The organism is Thermococcus chitonophagus (assembly GCF_002214605.1).
GTDB classification, from domain to species: domain Archaea; phylum Methanobacteriota_B; class Thermococci; order Thermococcales; family Thermococcaceae; genus Pyrococcus; species Pyrococcus chitonophagus.
On record NZ_CP015193.1, the window covers coordinates 549,591 to 565,044 of the forward strand.

Annotated in this window: 17 protein-coding genes and 1 tRNA gene; 9 read left to right on the forward strand and 9 right to left on the reverse strand. The window is 44.2% G+C overall.

What is annotated here, in order from left to right:
- The first annotated feature begins 87 nt into the window (after positions 1–87).
- Genes A3L04_RS02960 through A3L04_RS02985 form a run of 6 tightly spaced genes read left to right on the forward strand, consistent with a single transcriptional unit; the run spans position 88 to position 7,423 of the window.
- Positions 88–1,992 (forward strand): ABC transporter substrate-binding protein, encoded by a 1,905-nt coding sequence (locus A3L04_RS02960; protein WP_088859103.1) that lies wholly within the window; start codon positions 88–90, stop codon positions 1,990–1,992.
- Between the two features lie 47 nt (positions 1,993–2,039).
- Complete coding sequence (locus tag A3L04_RS02965) at positions 2,040–3,032, forward strand: ABC transporter permease (RefSeq protein ID WP_068576585.1); 993 nt, start codon at positions 2,040–2,042, stop codon at positions 3,030–3,032.
- A 2-nt stretch (positions 3,033–3,034) separates the two neighbouring features.
- On the forward strand, positions 3,035–3,949 hold the full coding sequence (locus A3L04_RS02970; protein WP_084448854.1) for an ABC transporter permease: 915 nt from the start codon (positions 3,035–3,037) through the stop codon (positions 3,947–3,949).
- A 2-nt stretch (positions 3,950–3,951) separates the two neighbouring features.
- A complete protein-coding gene (locus tag A3L04_RS02975) occupies positions 3,952–4,917 on the forward strand; it encodes an ABC transporter ATP-binding protein (protein ID WP_068576589.1) in 966 nt (321 codons plus the stop codon).
- A gap of 2 nt (positions 4,918–4,919) precedes the next feature.
- Positions 4,920–5,894: an ABC transporter ATP-binding protein gene (locus tag A3L04_RS02980; protein ID WP_068579372.1), complete on the forward strand. Its 975-nt coding sequence runs from the start codon at positions 4,920–4,922 to the stop codon at positions 5,892–5,894.
- 5 nt (positions 5,895–5,899) lie between these two features.
- The gene (locus A3L04_RS02985; RefSeq protein WP_084448903.1) at positions 5,900–7,423 is read left to right on the forward strand and encodes a glycoside hydrolase family 5 protein; all 1,524 of its coding nucleotides are present in this window, start codon (positions 5,900–5,902) and stop codon (positions 7,421–7,423) included.
- On the opposite strand, the gene A3L04_RS02990 is transcribed toward A3L04_RS02985, so the two are convergent.
- From A3L04_RS02990 to A3L04_RS03025, 8 genes are all read right to left on the reverse strand, one after another.
- Entirely contained in the window at positions 7,361–7,576 is a 216-nt protein-coding gene (locus tag A3L04_RS02990) for a DUF2283 domain-containing protein (RefSeq protein WP_068579369.1), read from the reverse strand. The genes A3L04_RS02985 and A3L04_RS02990 overlap by 63 nt on opposite strands.
- A 24-nt stretch (positions 7,577–7,600) precedes the next feature.
- Positions 7,601–7,677: transfer RNA gene (locus tag A3L04_RS02995), tRNA-Val, on the reverse strand.
- Positions 7,678–7,734: 57 nt separating this feature from the next.
- Positions 7,735–8,538, reverse strand: coding sequence for an ABC transporter ATP-binding protein (locus A3L04_RS03000; RefSeq protein ID WP_197658815.1), 804 nt, complete (start codon positions 8,536–8,538; stop codon positions 7,735–7,737).
- The gene (locus A3L04_RS03005) at positions 8,535–9,548 is read right to left on the reverse strand and encodes a FecCD family ABC transporter permease (protein ID WP_068579363.1); all 1,014 of its coding nucleotides are present in this window, start codon (positions 9,546–9,548) and stop codon (positions 8,535–8,537) included. The genes A3L04_RS03000 and A3L04_RS03005 overlap by 4 nt, the downstream gene beginning before the upstream one ends.
- Positions 9,549–9,558: 10 nt before the next feature.
- Positions 9,559–10,677: an ABC transporter substrate-binding protein gene (locus tag A3L04_RS03010; RefSeq protein ID WP_068579360.1), complete on the reverse strand. Its 1,119-nt coding sequence runs from the start codon at positions 10,675–10,677 to the stop codon at positions 9,559–9,561.
- A 2-nt stretch (positions 10,678–10,679) separates the two neighbouring features.
- Positions 10,680–11,405, reverse strand: coding sequence for a class I SAM-dependent methyltransferase (locus A3L04_RS03015; protein ID WP_068579357.1), 726 nt, complete (start codon positions 11,403–11,405; stop codon positions 10,680–10,682).
- 112 nt (positions 11,406–11,517) lie between these two features.
- Positions 11,518–12,279, reverse strand: coding sequence for a tRNA (adenine-N1)-methyltransferase (locus tag A3L04_RS03020; protein ID WP_068579355.1), 762 nt, complete (start codon positions 12,277–12,279; stop codon positions 11,518–11,520).
- The gene (locus tag A3L04_RS03025) at positions 12,276–12,890 is read right to left on the reverse strand and encodes a DUF257 family protein (protein WP_068579352.1); all 615 of its coding nucleotides are present in this window, start codon (positions 12,888–12,890) and stop codon (positions 12,276–12,278) included. The genes A3L04_RS03020 and A3L04_RS03025 overlap by 4 nt, the downstream gene beginning before the upstream one ends.
- A 56-nt stretch (positions 12,891–12,946) precedes the next feature.
- Here A3L04_RS03025 and A3L04_RS03030 point away from each other — a divergent pair, with 56 nt between their 5' ends.
- Positions 12,947–13,249 (forward strand): signal recognition particle protein Srp19, encoded by a 303-nt coding sequence (locus A3L04_RS03030; RefSeq protein WP_068579347.1) that lies wholly within the window; start codon positions 12,947–12,949, stop codon positions 13,247–13,249.
- On the opposite strand, the gene A3L04_RS03035 is transcribed toward A3L04_RS03030, so the two are convergent.
- The gene (locus A3L04_RS03035) at positions 13,250–13,492 is read right to left on the reverse strand and encodes an Lrp/AsnC family transcriptional regulator (RefSeq protein WP_068323030.1); all 243 of its coding nucleotides are present in this window, start codon (positions 13,490–13,492) and stop codon (positions 13,250–13,252) included. It lies immediately after the preceding gene.
- A 112-nt stretch (positions 13,493–13,604) separates the two neighbouring features.
- Between A3L04_RS03035 and A3L04_RS03040 the strand changes: the two genes are divergently transcribed.
- Both A3L04_RS03040 and A3L04_RS03045 read left to right on the forward strand, forming a co-directional pair.
- Positions 13,605–14,846 (forward strand): Nre family DNA repair protein, encoded by a 1,242-nt coding sequence (locus tag A3L04_RS03040; protein WP_068579344.1) that lies wholly within the window; start codon positions 13,605–13,607, stop codon positions 14,844–14,846.
- Positions 14,831–15,349: a CBS domain-containing protein gene (locus tag A3L04_RS03045; RefSeq protein WP_068579341.1), complete on the forward strand. Its 519-nt coding sequence runs from the start codon at positions 14,831–14,833 to the stop codon at positions 15,347–15,349. The genes A3L04_RS03040 and A3L04_RS03045 overlap by 16 nt, the downstream gene beginning before the upstream one ends.
- Positions 15,350–15,454 lie beyond the last annotated feature (105 nt).

Here is a 15,454-nt window from a genome sequence, read left to right on the forward strand (position 1 = left end):
TTGGTGCTTTAAATTTTTCACCAAAAACCTTATATACACTGGCACTCTTTTACAAATTTGACATGAATTATAATGAGGTGGTCTGCTATGAAAAAGTACCTAGCCACAATGTTGGTGGCCTTGTTCTTCCTCAGTACCGTTGGGGTAGTAGCTGCCCAAGAAGAACTTCCAAGAGAGCAAACCCTTTATACAGCAAACTCAGCCCCACCAACAAACGCAAACCCTATCCAGGGAGGTAACATAATCCCAATAGCTGGTCTGGTTTTCGAGCCACTCTTCATGCTTAACTTCATGAAGACGGAACTTGTCCCATGGCTTGCTGAATATGGAAAGTGGGTTAAGCCAAATGTCTTTGAGGTTAAACTCAGAGAAGGTACCAAGTGGCAGGATGGTAAGCCCCTTACAGCTGAAGATGTTAAATTCTCATTTGAGTACTACCAGAAGGTCGGTCTTAAGGACTGGTCAAAGTATGGCCTTCAGGAGATAAAAGTCGTTGACGATAGAACCGTCCAGTTCATATTCAAGGAGACCCCCAACGTTTGGGCATGGAGGAATGAGCTCTACAGCGTTCTAATTCTGCCAGAGCACATCTTCAAGAACATCGACCCGCAGAAAGTTAAGACCATGACCTTCCTCGGCGATGAGCAGAAGTACCTTGTCGGTTCAGGTGCCTACAAGGTCTACAAGGTTATACCTCAGCAGAAGGCAATCTTCATTAGGAACGATGACTGGTGGGGTGCAAAGTACTTCGGCCTACCAGCTCCAAAGTACATCGTCCAGCTCTACGTTGGTTCAAACGACCAGGCGGCTAACATGTTCCTTAAGGGAGACCTTGACGTAGGTACCTACTATGTCGACATCGTCGAGCTCAAGAAGAAGAACCCACACATCGTCAGCTGGCTTGACAGGCCACCATACTTCCCACCAGTTGTTCCAGTTATAATGTACTTCAACACCAAGCACAAGCCACTTGACAACCCACTCGTCAGGAAGGCCATAGCTGAGGCCATCTGTCCAGCACAGATCGTCAAGCAGGGACCAATAAGCGATCTCCCAGACCAGACCCCGCTCGGTAACGTCATGAAGCCATGGAAGGAGAAGATCGGCGTTGACCAGCTAATTAAGGAGTACGGATGGAAGTACTGTGACCCAGTTGATGCAGCAAAGCTCCTCGATGAGGCTGGAATCAAGGACACAGATGGAGATGGCTGGAGAGAGTACAACGGTAAGGATCTCGTCCTAACGTTCGCTGCATGTGGTCCATGTAGCGACTGGATGCAGGCCGTAGAGATTGTCGTCAACCAACTCAAGGCTATCGGAATCAAGGTTGACGTTAAGAAGTACGACTGGGGTACAATGGTCAGCAAGCAGCAGGCTGGAGACTTTGACCTTACCATGCACTGGGCTGGAACATTCAAGCCAGATCCATACAGCGTCTACTACGACTTAATGTACTACAAGAACGAGAGCGACAAGGGTGGAGCCAACTTTGGTAACTACTACAACCCAGAGGCTAACCAGCTTCTAGACGAGCTCGCTAAGACCTCAGACGAGGCCAAGCAGGTTGAGCTCCTCAGAGAGCTAACCAAGATCTGGCTTAAGGACGTTCCAGCAGTTCCACTCTACATGGGTACCTTGTTCTACGAGGCAAACACCCAGTACTGGGCTAACTGGCCAAACGCTGAGAACCCATACAGTGTCCCAATATTCTGGCCAGGCTTCGGTACCTGGGGTACAGCACTTGCATTCCTTGGTGTCAGGCCAGCTAAGGCAGTCGGCCCAGAGACAACTACCGTAGTCCAGACCCAGACCGTCGAGAAGACCCAGACGGTAGAGAAGACCCAGACCGTTGAAAAGACACAGACTGTTGAAAAGACTGTCACAGTGACCCAGACAGCATCGCCAACTCAGACTAAGGGAGGTATCTGTGGTCCAGCAGCAATTCTGGCCCTAGCGGCAGTACCACTCCTCCTGAGAAGGAGGAGGCTCTGAACCCTTCTACATTATTTTTTTATGGATAAAATCGAGGAGGGAGAGAAATGGGATTTAAAAACTATCTCAAAAGAAAAATCGTCGTTTATCTTTTGACGTTTTTCTTCGCTGTTACTCTGAACTGGCTCCTTCCAAGATTAATGCCTGGTAACCCTATAGAAATTATGATAAACTCTGCTTTGGGATTGTCTCCCCAAGAGAGACAGACATTGTTGCAATTTTATGAAGAGTTATATGGGTTAAATAAGCCCCTTTATGCTCAGTTTATAAGTTTCTGGAAATCACTGCTGACCGGGAATCTTGGGTATAGTATCCTTTATAGAGCCCCGGTCACAGATTTAATCAAGCATGCTCTCCCTTATGATATCGCAATACTGCTTCCAGCAATAGTTCTAAGCTGGATAATTGGTAACTGGCTGGGTGCATTAGCAGGAAAGAACAAGAAATACGACAAGTATGTAATGCCACTGTTCTACTTCCTAGCAAGCATCCCATACTTTTGGTTTGCAATGTTGCTTGTCTATGTAGTGGGTGTCAAGTTGGGATGGCTTCCATACCAGGGAGCATACAGCCCTGACCTAGTTCCTAGCTTGTCTCTAACATTCATAGCAGATTTCTTAAAACACTGGATACTTCCATTCTTGAGCCTCTTTATAGTCATGATCGGTAGCTGGGCCATAGGAATGAGGAACATGATAATCTATGAGCTTGAGGCTGACTACGTCAGGTACCTTGAGGCTCTAGGTGCAAGCGAGAAGTTAATGACCAAGCATGCTTACAGAAATGCAATTCTGCCCCAGGTTACTGGACTTGCCCTTCAATTAGGTCTAATGGTTGCCGGAGCTATTGCCACTGAAATAGTCTTCAACTACCCCGGGGTTGGCGTTCTATTAATGCGTGCAGCACTTAGCCAGGACTACTTCCTCCTCCAGGGCGGTTTTCTAATGATAGTTATAGCCGTTCTAGTGGCAAACTTCGTGATAGACATAGTGTATGCATTCATCGATCCACGTGTTAGGGTTAGCTACACGGAGGGATGAAAATGGAGCTAGTTAAGCTGGCATTTAAGAACAACAAGTTCAAATTTGGATTTGCTTTAATTGTCTTTTTCATAATATTTGGTCTAGTTGGCCCACTGTTCACGCCCTTCGCGAGTGACGGTCTGTATTATGAGCAAGTAGGTAAAATCAAGCTTGCTTCATATTCAACTAAGACTCTCCCACCAATGACTAGGGAGAATATAACCACATACACAGGAAAAACCGTCGAAGTCCTCCACATCCTGGGAACCGACAAGGAGGGAAGGGATGTCTACACGGAGCTCGTGTACGGTTTAAGAACCTCACTATGGATTGCATTCCTTGCGGCAATAATTGGAACTATCCTGGGAATAACGATAGGTTTCGTCTCAGGTTACAAAGGCGGTCTAGTTGACGAGCTACTCATGATGTTCGTTAACATAATGCTGGTCATCCCTTCAATAGTCCTCCTGATCCTAGTTGCCGCATACCTCGAAGCAAGAAGCCCAGCAGTACAGGCCCTGATTATAGGTCTAACAAACTGGCCATGGGTAGCTAGGTCTGTTAGAGCTCAGACACTTTCTCTCAAAAACAGAGAATTCGTGAACCTCTCAAGGCTAACGGGCCTCTCGGACCTCAGGATAATCTTCGAGGACATAATGCCGAACATGATATCGTACATAGTCATGGTTGGTATCCTCCAGATCAGTGGTGCAATTTTAGCATCAGCTACACTTGACTTCATAGGTCTAGGTCCAACGACAATGGTGTCCCTGGGAACTATACTCCAGAAGGCAATAATGCACAATGCCCTTCAGTTCGGCTGGTGGTGGTGGTTCATCCCGCCAGGGCTCATAATAACCCTGATAATCACGGCATTGTTCTTCATCAACCTCGGAATGGAGGAAGTGTTCAATCCTCGTTTGAGGAGGGAGTGAGGATGAGTATGCTTAGGGTTGAGGATCTTCGTGTTTATTACTCTACCCCAGTGGGTTATGTTAAGGCTGTGGATGGTGTTTCGTTTGAGGTTAAAGAGGGGGAAGTGTTCGGTGTTGCTGGTGAGTCCGGTTGTGGTAAATCAACCCTAGTCCACTCTCTAATCCTTAGAAAACCCCCAATGAAGCACATGGGCGGTAAGGCATTATTCAAGGGCAGGGATCTAATGCAACTCTCTAGAGAAGAAGCTAGAAAAATCCAGTATACTGAGCTCTCAATCATTCCACAGTATGCAATGAACGCGTTAAACCCTACAAAGAAGATCAAGGATATCGTCTGGGATCTTGCTAGAGAGCATGGTTATACGGATAGGGAGGAAGTCGAGAAGTTACTCAGAGAAAGGCTTGCTATGGTCAAGCTTTCTCCTAAGGTTGCTGACATGTATCCTGTGGAACTCTCGGGTGGAATGAGGCAAAGAGCAACAATGGTCGTCTCCACACTATTAAACCCTGACCTCTTGATTGCTGATGAAGTAACTTCAGCATTGGACGTTACAACACAAAGAGTTGTCATTGAATTACTCCATTACTTCATGGAAGAGGGTATTGTAAAATCCATAATCTTCGTTACTCACGATCTAGCACTTTTGAAGCAGATTGCTGATACTGTAATGGTCATGTATGCTGGGAAGGTTGTGGAGATTGGTCCAATGGAAGAAGTGATTAATGACCCAGCCCACCCGTACACGCAAATGCTCCTAAACTCACTACCAAGGATGGGTGTTCACTACAAGAGGCAGAAGCTTCATGGAATCAGTGGTTACCCGATAAGTCTACTCAACCCGCCAAAGGGATGCAGGTTCTATACAAGGTGTCCATACGCCATGGATGTTTGTCCAGAGAAGGAGCCTAAGTTCGTGAGGGTTGGTGAGGATCATTATGCTGCATGCCACATGCTTGGGGGTGAGTGATTATGAATAACGGCAAGGAACTCGTTAAAGTAGAACACTTGACTAAAATCTTCACCTCTGGCCTTATTGGTGGTTTTGAAATTAGGGCTGTGGATGACGTCTCTTTCACAATCAATGAGGGTGAAATCGTCTCTCTCGTGGGTGAAAGTGGTAGTGGTAAGACTACTATTGGAAAGTTAATCTTGAGGTTGATCCAGCCAACCTCTGGCAGGATCTTATTCAAGGGTGAGGATATTCTACAGTTTGACAAGAAGAAGCTTAAGACTTACTACTATAAGCAGGTGCAGGCAGTGTTTCAGGATCCCTTTGCAAGTTTTAACCCCTTGCATAAGGTTGACAGGGCTTTTGACCTAGTCTTCAGGAGTTTTCTCAGAGATGTTTCGGAGGATGAAAAGAAGGAGCTTGTTGAAAAAGCTTTGGAGAGTGTTGGCCTTAACCCCAGGGAAGTCTTGGGTAAGTATCCTCATCAATTCAGTGGTGGGCAATTACAAAGAATATTGATTGCTAGGGCTTTGCTCGTTAGGCCTTCCCTACTAATTGCTGATGAGGCTGTGTCAATGCTCGATGCCTCAACTAGGATTGATATTCTAAACCTCTTAGGAGAATTCAGGGATAAGTATGGTACTTCAGTCTTGTTTGTTACGCATGATTTGGCCTTGGGGTATTACATTAGTGATAAGACTATCATAATGTATAGGGGTACGATTGTGGAGTGGGGTGATACTGAGAAGGTGTTTCATAATCCGCTCCACCCGTACACGCAGATGCTTTTGGAGAGTGTTCCTGATTTGAATGTGAAGTGGGAGTTTAAGGGGATTGAGCCTGAGAGGGAGGAGGGGAAGGTTTACGAGATTAGGGGTTGTAGGTATGCTCCTAGGTGTGAGAAGGCAATGGACAAGTGCTTCAAGTTGAGACCCCCAATGGTTGAAGCCGAAAAAAACCATTGGGTAGCATGCTGGCTCTACTATAAGAGGTGACTTTTATGAAATTCTTAACTTTCCTTCTCATGTTCTCTGTTTTCCTCGCACTCCTTTCCCCGGTGTTGGCTTCTTCTGTCTATTATGAGGCAGTTGATGGCAACATATACAAAGTTAACATGACAACCGGAGAAAGGGAGAGAATCTACCTGTTTGGGGTTAGTTGGTTTGGCTTTGAGCTTAAGGATCACGTTGTTTATGGCTTAAACGTCAGAAACTGGAAAGATATCCTCAAAGACGTTAAAAGACTTGGCTTTAATGCTATTAGGCTCCCCTTCTGTAGTGAAACCATTCATGGTGCGATGCCCAATCCTAACATGATAAACTATGATTTAAATCCTGATTTGAGGAACTTAACAGGCTTGGAGATAATGGAAAAGATAATTCAAGAGGCCAATAGACTCGGTATTTACGTGCTCCTTGACTATCATAGAATCGGCTGTACCGAAATTGAGCCCTTGTGGTACACGGATAACTACAGCGAGGAACAGTACATCCAAGACTGGGTGTTTTTGGCGAAGAAGTTTGGGAGGTATCCAAACGTTATTGGGGCCGACATAAAGAATGAACCTCACGATGAGGCATCCTGGGGGACTGGAGATAATACAGATTTTAGGTTATTTGCTGAGAGAGTTGGCAAAGCTATACTCAAAGTTGCCCCTCATTGGCTGATTTTCGTTGAGGGGACGCAGTATACTCACGTTCCTGAGATTGATAAGGTGATCAAGGAGAAAGGTTGGTGGACATTTTGGGGAGAGAACTTAATGGGGGTCAAGTACTATCCCGTTAGGTTGCCCAGGGACAAGGTGGTCTATTCTCCTCACGTTTATGGGCCCAGCGTTTACAACATGCCCTACTTCGATTCCCCAGACTTTCCCAAGAACATGCCTCAAATATGGGAGACACACTTCGGTTACTTGACGGGCCTTAACTATACCCTCGTGATTGGAGAGTGGGGCGGGAAATATACTGGCAAGGACAAAGTCTGGCAGGATGCCTTCTCGGACTGGTTAATCAAAAAGAGAATTTACAACTTCTTTTACTGGTGTCTGAATCCCGAAAGTGGCGATACTGGTGGGATATTCCTTGATGACTGGAAAACCGTGAATTGGGAGAAAATGAGAGTTATCTACAAGATAATAAAAGCAGCCGAGCCAAACTTTAATGAGCCGCTATTCATAATCTTGAAGAAGAACACTCCGGAACAGGTGTTTGATAAGGGAGAGAAGGTAACGATATACTGGTATACGAATGGTGAGGTAATTGACTCTAACTTCGCTAAGTCTAACGAAGGCGAAATAGTTTTGACGTTAAACGAGAGCATTAACCTTTACATAGTCGCCAAGAAGGGAAATGAAACCATGAGGAAAGACTTGTATCTTTCTGTAATAGAGCCGAATACTCCAATAACAACAACTTCCCAACCGATGGTATCTGAGAGAAATCCTAGAATTTTCGCAATGCTTCTAGTGTCTTTGGGTATATTGAGTTTTGTAGTTTTTCTGGTTCTCAAAAAGAAGCTTGTTTGATATTTCGGCGTTCCAAATCTCTATTCCCATTATATCTCCCTTCTCATCGTATTCTACCCAAACATCTTCCGTTACTTCGTCAGTATCAGTAACGTCTCCCTCTCTAATCAGAATGTATAGGATTTTGCTCTTTGGATCGTACCTAACTTTCATGCATTTCACCATAGAACAGAATTATGGTGGGCCCGCGGGGATTCGAACCCCGGACCTCCGCCTCGTAAGGGCGGCGTCATGACCAACTAGACCACGGGCCCATGCCCATGGATTACCTTTAAATTCAAATTATAAACCTTTCTCTTAGATGATGATCTTCACGGTACCCTGAGAGGACTCTCGATGATGAGCCCCCTCTCGTCTGATTCTTGATCTACCGACTTTAATGGTAGGACGTGGGGGATTTCTCCATGAATTACCTTGGCCCTGACACCGTACACTCTCAGGATCATTTCTTCCGTTATTACCTTCCTGGGATTTCCCCTGCAGTAAACTTCTCCCTTGTTCAGAACCACAACTCTATCCCCATATCTAATGGCAAAGTCCAGCTCGTGAAGTACTAATATTGTTACGATGTTTTCCTCCCTTGTTATCTGCCTGACCATCTCCAGAACTTTAAGCTTGTTCTTGAGGTCGAGGTTGCTTATTGGTTCATCTAACAAGAGTATCCTTGGTTCCTTTGCAAGTGCTTGGGCTATGAATACTAATTGCCTCTGACCCCCGCTCAACTCCCCTATGTACCTCTTAGCAAGGTTCTCTATGCCAACCTTCTTCATGGCATTAAATGCCGCCACTAAATCCTCTCTCTTAACCCTCCAAGACATCTGGGTTATCCTTCCAAGGAGAACGGTTTCAAGCACGGTTAAAGGGGCTCTTATGGAGTATTCCTGGGGTACGTAGCCTATCATTTTTACCCTATCCTCGTGATCCATTGGTTTTCCATTGAACGTTACTTTTCCTTTACACTTTAACATGCCCGCTATGCACCTTAGAAGTGTTGACTTACCCGCTCCGTTAGGCCCCAAGATTACCGTTATTTCCCCAGGATGGGCTTCAAAGCTAATGTTCTTGAGTACCTCTTCATCATAGGAGAAGCTTAGTCCTATTACCTCTAAGCTCACCAGAACTCCCTCCTCTTTCTCATGACGAGGAACATGAAGAACGGAACCCCTATCATTGATGTGATTATTCCTATCGGTAACACGGCTCCTGGGACAACGGATTTACTGATTACCGATGCAAAGGATAGTATGAAGGCACCGCTTAGAGCTGAAGCTGGGATGAGGAACCTCTGATCCTCTCCGATTAGCATTCTAGCTATGTGCGGTCCAACGAGTCCAACGAATCCAATAGTGCCAACGAAACACACTGCAACGGCCGTTAAAATTGATATTAAAATTAGAACTTTGAGCCTTAACTCTTCAACATTTATTCCAAGGCTTTTCGCTCCATCATCTCCTAATCTCATCGCTGTTAGTTGCCATGCATTCTTAATGAGGATCAAGAACGTTGGTAAAAATCCCAGGAATATTATCCCTGCCTTAGTCCAGCTGGCCTTTAATAAGCTACCGAACAGCCAAAATACTATAGCCTGAAGTGTTTCTTCAGACGCCAAGTATTCTATAAACGCAAGGGCGGAATTGAAGAGAAATACTATCCCAATTCCAGCCAGAACCATGATCTCCGTGCTGGCACCTTTAATTTTCGCTATGGAGTATATCAGTAAGCTTGATAGCATTGCAAAGATGAAGGCGCTTATTGGAACAAAAACTATGTTTGCTCCAAGCAGGATTGCTAGAGCGGCCCCAAATCCAGCTCCCGCAGAAATTCCAAGGGTGTAGGGACTTGCTAGGGGATTATTTAGGATAGTTTGCATTTCAACTCCTGCGATTCCCAGGGAAGCTCCAACTAAAAGCGCTGTTATTGCTATCGGGAGTCTTATGTCCCATATTATAACTCTCGTTACGTTATCAACTGAGTTGGGCATTAAAACGCCTAACAACACATCCTTAGGTGATAAGAATGCGGGTCCTATTGAGAGATCTAGAAGGAAAGAGAGGAGGCATGCAAAAAGAAAAAGTGTAAGGAGTTGAATCCTCCTAATTATTATTCCTTTGTAAACTACCTCCATCTTAGCTCCCTCATGGATCTGCTAAGCTTACTGCCCATGTTCCGTTGTACTCTACAGGTAAGAACTTCTCGTGAAATTCTTTCCATGATTTCTCTGGATCTATGTCCTTAAATGCCTCTGGATAGAACCATTTTACGAAATACTGGAGGGCTACGAAGTCATAGATGTGTCCGTGAACGAAGTAGATGTGAATTGCATAAACCCTTTTGTTCTTTACAGCATTTAGATTTTCCCAACCTGGCTTCTTGATTATCTCTTTTAGCATCTCCTTTGCTCTCTCCCTGCTTACGGTGTAGCCTAAGTCAACGTTCCAGCCCTTCTTTCCGATGAATATTATGACGTCTGGATTTTCCTTGAGGACATATTCTGGATTTATCTCCCCTGAGCTCTCTAGAACGTTTGCTGCTATGTTTATTCCTCCTGCGAATTCTATCATCTTCCCCCTGTAGTGGTTCCTTCCATAGCTTGTCCATCCCTTACCCAGAAGTAGAACTTTTGGCTTTGGATACTCCTTCTCGACCTTTTGAAGTCTTTCGAGTATACTTTGAACCTGTTGCTTGTAATACTGGATTAACTCCTTTGCCCTGTCCTCCTTTCCAAGTAGAATGCCAAGGATCATGGTGCTCTTTTCGTGGGCCGTTATGTTGAATGGTTCATAGTAGTCGATAAACACAACTGGAATTCCTGCCTTCTCTATCCTTTCTATCTGCTCCTTTGCATACCTATACTGCTCTTTTGACATTATCACAACGTCTGGCTTTAGTTCAATGACTTTCTCCGCACTGAACGTTCCCTTCCATGGGTATCCAACGTCTGGGATGTCCTTTATCCATGGGAACTTCTTTACATAAACTTCCCATACGGTGGGTCTTCTTCCCTCCCAGTAATACCTGCTCCATCCCACTATCTTCTTTAATGCATCAACGCCACCAACGGCAAGGTATTCTTCGACGTTGAATGTTATGACAACCCTCTGCACTGGAACTTTGACTTTGACTTGCCTTCCCATCATGTCCGTAATAGTTACTACCTTTCCCGTTTGGGTTTGGGTGGCTTTGGTCCCTATGCATCCGGCTCCAAAGATTGCCATCGTTATTATCAAAACAAGAAGCAATCCGACTTTTCTCATTTTCAACCCTCCTTGACTACTTGGATTAAATAGTACTCATAATTTGACCAGACAAGCCTGTAAAGAAAAGGAAACTCCTTTCTCTGGATTTCTCTAAGCCAAGACAAGTCTTCGACTGTAATATTTTCGATACCAAGATTTCTTAGGGCTTTCACTACTGAATCAGGAACTTTCCCTCTTCTGAGGGGAAGCTTTTCATAGATCCAGGGTGGTAGATTGGTAGGTTTCCTTCTTTCGTATATAAGCGTTGCAACAGTTCTAATGGCTTTTTTAATACCTTTAGGTTGCTTCCAGTTTCCTTCTATTATAACAATTTTACCTCCAGATTTCGTTACCCTAAGGAATTCAAGAAGGGCTTTTTCTGGGTTTGGGAGTGTCCATAGGACATGCCTGCAGATTACGCCGTCGAACTTTTCGTCCCTAAAGGGCAAACTTTCAGCGTCACCAACTATAAACTTAATTTGTAAGTTTGCTTTCTGTGCTTTTTTCTTTGCTATTTCTATCATATTTTCTGAGATATCAATACCAGTGACCTCATGACCCAGCTCAGCTAGTCTCATCGCTAAGAATCCCGTACCTGTTCCCACGTCTAATATCTTCATTTTCTCAGGAAAAATTCTTGAGAGTAGCTTTCTCCACTCGTTAGGAGATGAGACGTGTCCGGGTAATCTATCGAATGTTTCCGCTCTTTTATTCCAGTACTCCTTAATTACGTATTTGATATCCATTTGTATCACCATCTTAAAATATCTTCAAATGATGTATTACCAACATCCAAAAGAGTAACACAAAGTGCCAAAATTTAAGAATTTTTTAATATGCAGGTTTAAAACGAAAAGTTCAAATCTTTCGGGCAAATGTTATGTAGCCCGTGTGAGCGAGAATTGTCGTTGTGGGCCGCATGCATTCTCTCTTTACTTCCTGCTCAAAAATTACCACATCAATAGTCCTTGGCTTCATGAAAACGTCCTTGAACTCCCTTAGTTTTTCTCTAAGCCTTATCACTTGGTTGGCACAGGGGGTGTAGGCGACGAAAAATCCTCCGGGCTTGAGTGCTTTCATAGCGTGCTCCACGACCTTTTCGGGTTGGGGGAGATCTAGGATCACATGATCCACGTTTTCCTCATCTATACCCTCATATATGTCTTTCAGCTTTATTGTTACTCGATCATCAAAGCCCGCCCACTTTATGTTCTCCCAGGCGAGCTTTGCGAAGTCTTCCCTAATCTCATAGCTGACTATCTTTCCCTGGGGGCCGACTATATTAGCTAGGAAGAGGGTTAAGGCCCCACTCCCTACTCCTGCCTCCACTATGAAATCCCCTGGGGAAATTCCTGCGTATGCAACTATAAGTGCTGCATCCTTAGGATGGACTATCTGAGGGCCTCTTTTCATTTTGTCTAGATAATCAACTATCCTGGGCTTTAGAATTTTGAATTCATGACCTTTGTGGCTCTTTAGAGAGTCGCCGAACTCTTTTCCCACTATCTCTCCAAGCTTTAGTATCCCTAAGTCGGTGTGGAAATCCCTCTCTTGAACTGTAACGAGGTACCTCTTTCCCCTTGGGTCAACGAGAACTACCTTCTCGCCCTCTCTAATCATCCTTTCTTCACCAGAACTCCCTTGTTTGATGTGTAAATGACTAGCGGACTTATTTCCTCCAAAGCAGCAACGCTCTTTTCTGGAGCTAAGTCTAGGTTTATGAGGTAAATCGACGTCCAGTCCTCTATAGGCAGAACGCTCCTGCTTAAGAGAATAGTCTCTAATGCTTTCTCTCCTCCAAAGTGCAGGTACTCTGCAAGTCCAACAGTTATAAAGATGACTCTCTTTGATGATTTTGCAAGTATTTCCCTTATCCCAGGATAATATAGCTTTATGAACTCGGATAAGTCGTATGTTAGGGGGATCTCCTCAACTATCTCGCTATAGCTTATCTTCCCGGGCCCTATTTTAACGGCCTTTACTTTTCCCACAACTTTTTCCATGACTTCTCTGTACCTATCGTGAGATATCCTCCTGATATATGTTCTGAAAAGCACATCGCCTATCCCAAAGAAATCGTCAATTACAACTTCGAACTCTCTAATAAAGTTCATGACCAAGCTGTCCCAGAGAAGATCGTGAACTGGAAATGTGCTAGGGTACTCTATTATCGCAACGTCGCCGTTCTTAATTTCATCCATGATCATTTTAGCTATGATATTGCGTTCCATAATCACTCCCCAAAGATTTTAAACCCAGGAAATTTTTAAATTTTGGGGGATTTTGAATGGGAAAATTCGTTGTGTGGCCTTCCGAGCTTGACGGTAGGCTCACTCGAAAATATGGGAGAATCGTTCCGAAAGGCCTGGCCATTGATAATCCATCTTTAGATGAAATAATTGATGCTTTGGAGATAGTTGGTGCCAAGATAATTAGTGTTGAGCGAGATAAGTTAAATCCAAGGCTTTCTGGAGTTGAGGAAGATCTGAGAACATATGGAATGATAATTGTTGAGAGCCCGTACGGGAAGGCGAAAACTTTGAAGCTGGTTGCCCAGAAAATCAGAGAGCTTAGAAAGAGGAGGAGATAGTCACTCTTCTTCAATCTCAACGACTATTGCAGTTGTCGTGTCAATAACTCCATCTATGTTGTGAATATCGTGAAGTATCTTCCTCGTTAGCTCTCCTAAGTCTGAGGCTTCTATGTGAACTATTGCGTCATATGGGCCAGTAACGGCGTCGGCCTTTGTAACACCAGGTATCTTTTTGATTTCCTCAATAACCTTCTCAACCTTTCCAATCTCGATAGTCAATAAAACGTACGCCCTAACCATTTTCCACCACCCTTGGAAGTTTTCCCAATGAAAAGTTAGTTTACTCAGCTTATATCGTTTTCCATTGGACACCGAAAGGTTAAATTCTCCAGAGGAGTTGAGTAATAATTGTATGATAAAGGTCAACTCTCAAATCTGCGCTATATGTAAAGGCAGAAAGTTGCTGTGTGGTAGGCCAGTTTGTCCGATACTTGAGAGATTTAGAGCAGTTCGGGAGGTTACACCACTAATAAATAGGGAAGACATCTTTGGATCTTCTCCACCGAGCATTTTCGTTGGTGAATATGGCTATCCGAAGGTTAGACTTGGCCCTCTAGTTCCTCCAATTGAGGGGGAAACTTCTTACTTAGACAATCCGTCATCTTGGGAAAACGTGACAATAAGGGATGTGCTGAGGTACAGATCGCTTCTCGTGATGGGCCAGGTGAGAGTTGACGTTGATGTGAGGAAATCTGGAAGGATGATAGAGAGCATTCAAGAGCTTGCACTCTCTTCTAGGCCCGTTGATAGTGAAATTCTGTTAAAGGGAAAACCAATTGTTAAAGTCCTGCCAAGCGAATTTGCTCCTCCTATAGGACCCAGAGGATTGTTAAAGAAGTTTGAGGTAGTCGAAAATCCAAAAGTTCCCAGGAAGGTTGATTCAGTTGTTAGTGATGAACTGAAGGCAAGAGATGCGGTGGTAACTCTATATGAGGCTGGATTTGATGAGTACTACATCATAAGATTACTCTCTGCAGGTCTCCTTGGTATAAAGAAGAAGATCGTTCCGACGAGGTGGAGCATCACAGCCGTCCAGGACACAATAGGGAACTACTTAAGAAAGATCATCCTGAACTATGGCACTGTAGATAAGTACGAGCTGTATCTCCATGAATTCCTGGGGAACAGGTATGTAGTGTTGTTGCTTCCCAGAAGATACTCTTTTGAGCTCCTAGAAGTTTGGCTCAAGGGTTCCCTCTTCGGTAGTGATGAGCCTACGGTAATTCACGACTACGAGGACTTTAGGGGTATAAAGGGGTATGCAGAAGAGACAAGTGGGGCTTACTATGCGGCTAGACTAAGCGTTCTAGAGCACTTGAGAAAGAGACGGAGGCAGGCAAGTGCCATTGTGTTTAGGGAAGTCACTCCTGCGTATTATGCTCCGGTTGGCGTGTGGCAAATTAGGATTGGGGTTAAAAAGGCTTTGGAAAATGAGCCGAGAATTTTTGAAACTCTTACGGAAGCTTTAAATGAAGTTGGGAAAATATTGCAACATCCCCTTGATAAGTATCTGGAGAAGAGCTGGCTACTTAAGCAGCTGAGGCAGAGGAGTATTGAGGCCTTCCTGGGGGTTTCGGGATGGAAAGGAAAATAGCTAGGATAATGGGGAAGAGGAAATTGGTTCTCCTTGCTCGAAAAGAAGAGCTCAGCCATAATATAAAGTACATCTCAAAGGTTCCCGTGAGAATAGTTATGGACAAGGAGTTCCTGAAAGTGCATCCTGAGACCCCCATCTTCGAGCTTATAAACATGTTTACGAGTGAAGAAACTTCGGCTGTTGTTGTTGATGAAAACGATCGGCTTATAGGATTTATAACGATGAAGGATATCCTTAGCTATTTTATTCCTCCCAGGAAGTATTCAGTTGTCGGCTTTGGAATGCTGAAAAGGTATTCCTTAACTAGAGCTTCACGAGTTGCCGATGTGATGGTCAAAAGACCTATAACGATAAGCGTCAATGATGATCTTGGACATGCAATAAAGCTCATGATTGAGACTGGGAAGCATCACCTTCCAGTCATCGATGAGAACAGGAGGGTGCACGGTATACTTGAAGTTAAGGATATAATAAGACTGATCAGGATCGTCTCAACATAGGCCAGGATGTTAGGGGATTCGGCAAGATGTGCAACCAAACGTTTATAAGCCTCCTTTCCAAAAATTTGAAGAGGGCTGAAAAAAAAAAAAAAAAAAAACAGTTCT

What these genes read in the sequence shown, in the direction of transcription:
- A3L04_RS03005 (WP_068579363.1), bottom strand. Translation starts at nt 9,548, where the DNA reads ATGGAGGTAGTTTACAAAGGAATAATAATTAGGAGGATTCAACTCCTT.
- A3L04_RS02985 (WP_084448903.1), top strand. Translation starts at nt 5,900, where the DNA reads ATGAAATTCTTAACTTTCCTTCTCATGTTCTCTGTTTTCCTCGCACTC.
- A3L04_RS02990 (WP_068579369.1), bottom strand. Translation starts at nt 7,576, where the DNA reads ATGAAAGTTAGGTACGATCCAAAGAGCAAAATCCTATACATTCTGATT.
- A3L04_RS03045 (WP_068579341.1), top strand. Translation starts at nt 14,831, where the DNA reads ATGGAAAGGAAAATAGCTAGGATAATGGGGAAGAGGAAATTGGTTCTC.
- A3L04_RS02980 (WP_068579372.1), top strand. Translation starts at nt 4,920, where the DNA reads ATGAATAACGGCAAGGAACTCGTTAAAGTAGAACACTTGACTAAAATC.
- A3L04_RS03025 (WP_068579352.1), bottom strand. Translation starts at nt 12,890, where the DNA reads ATGGAACGCAATATCATAGCTAAAATGATCATGGATGAAATTAAGAAC.
- A3L04_RS02970 (WP_084448854.1), top strand. Translation starts at nt 3,035, where the DNA reads ATGGAGCTAGTTAAGCTGGCATTTAAGAACAACAAGTTCAAATTTGGA.
- A3L04_RS03010 (WP_068579360.1), bottom strand. Translation starts at nt 10,677, where the DNA reads ATGAGAAAAGTCGGATTGCTTCTTGTTTTGATAATAACGATGGCAATC.
- A3L04_RS02965 (WP_068576585.1), top strand. Translation starts at nt 2,040, where the DNA reads ATGGGATTTAAAAACTATCTCAAAAGAAAAATCGTCGTTTATCTTTTG.
- A3L04_RS03040 (WP_068579344.1), top strand. Translation starts at nt 13,605, where the DNA reads ATGATAAAGGTCAACTCTCAAATCTGCGCTATATGTAAAGGCAGAAAG.
- A3L04_RS02960 (WP_088859103.1), top strand. Translation starts at nt 88, where the DNA reads ATGAAAAAGTACCTAGCCACAATGTTGGTGGCCTTGTTCTTCCTCAGT.
- A3L04_RS03035 (WP_068323030.1), bottom strand. Translation starts at nt 13,492, where the DNA reads ATGGTTAGGGCGTACGTTTTATTGACTATCGAGATTGGAAAGGTTGAG.
- A3L04_RS03030 (WP_068579347.1), top strand. Translation starts at nt 12,947, where the DNA reads ATGGGAAAATTCGTTGTGTGGCCTTCCGAGCTTGACGGTAGGCTCACT.
- A3L04_RS03020 (WP_068579355.1), bottom strand. Translation starts at nt 12,279, where the DNA reads ATGATTAGAGAGGGCGAGAAGGTAGTTCTCGTTGACCCAAGGGGAAAG.
- A3L04_RS03015 (WP_068579357.1), bottom strand. Translation starts at nt 11,405, where the DNA reads ATGGATATCAAATACGTAATTAAGGAGTACTGGAATAAAAGAGCGGAA.
- A3L04_RS02975 (WP_068576589.1), top strand. Translation starts at nt 3,952, where the DNA reads ATGAGTATGCTTAGGGTTGAGGATCTTCGTGTTTATTACTCTACCCCA.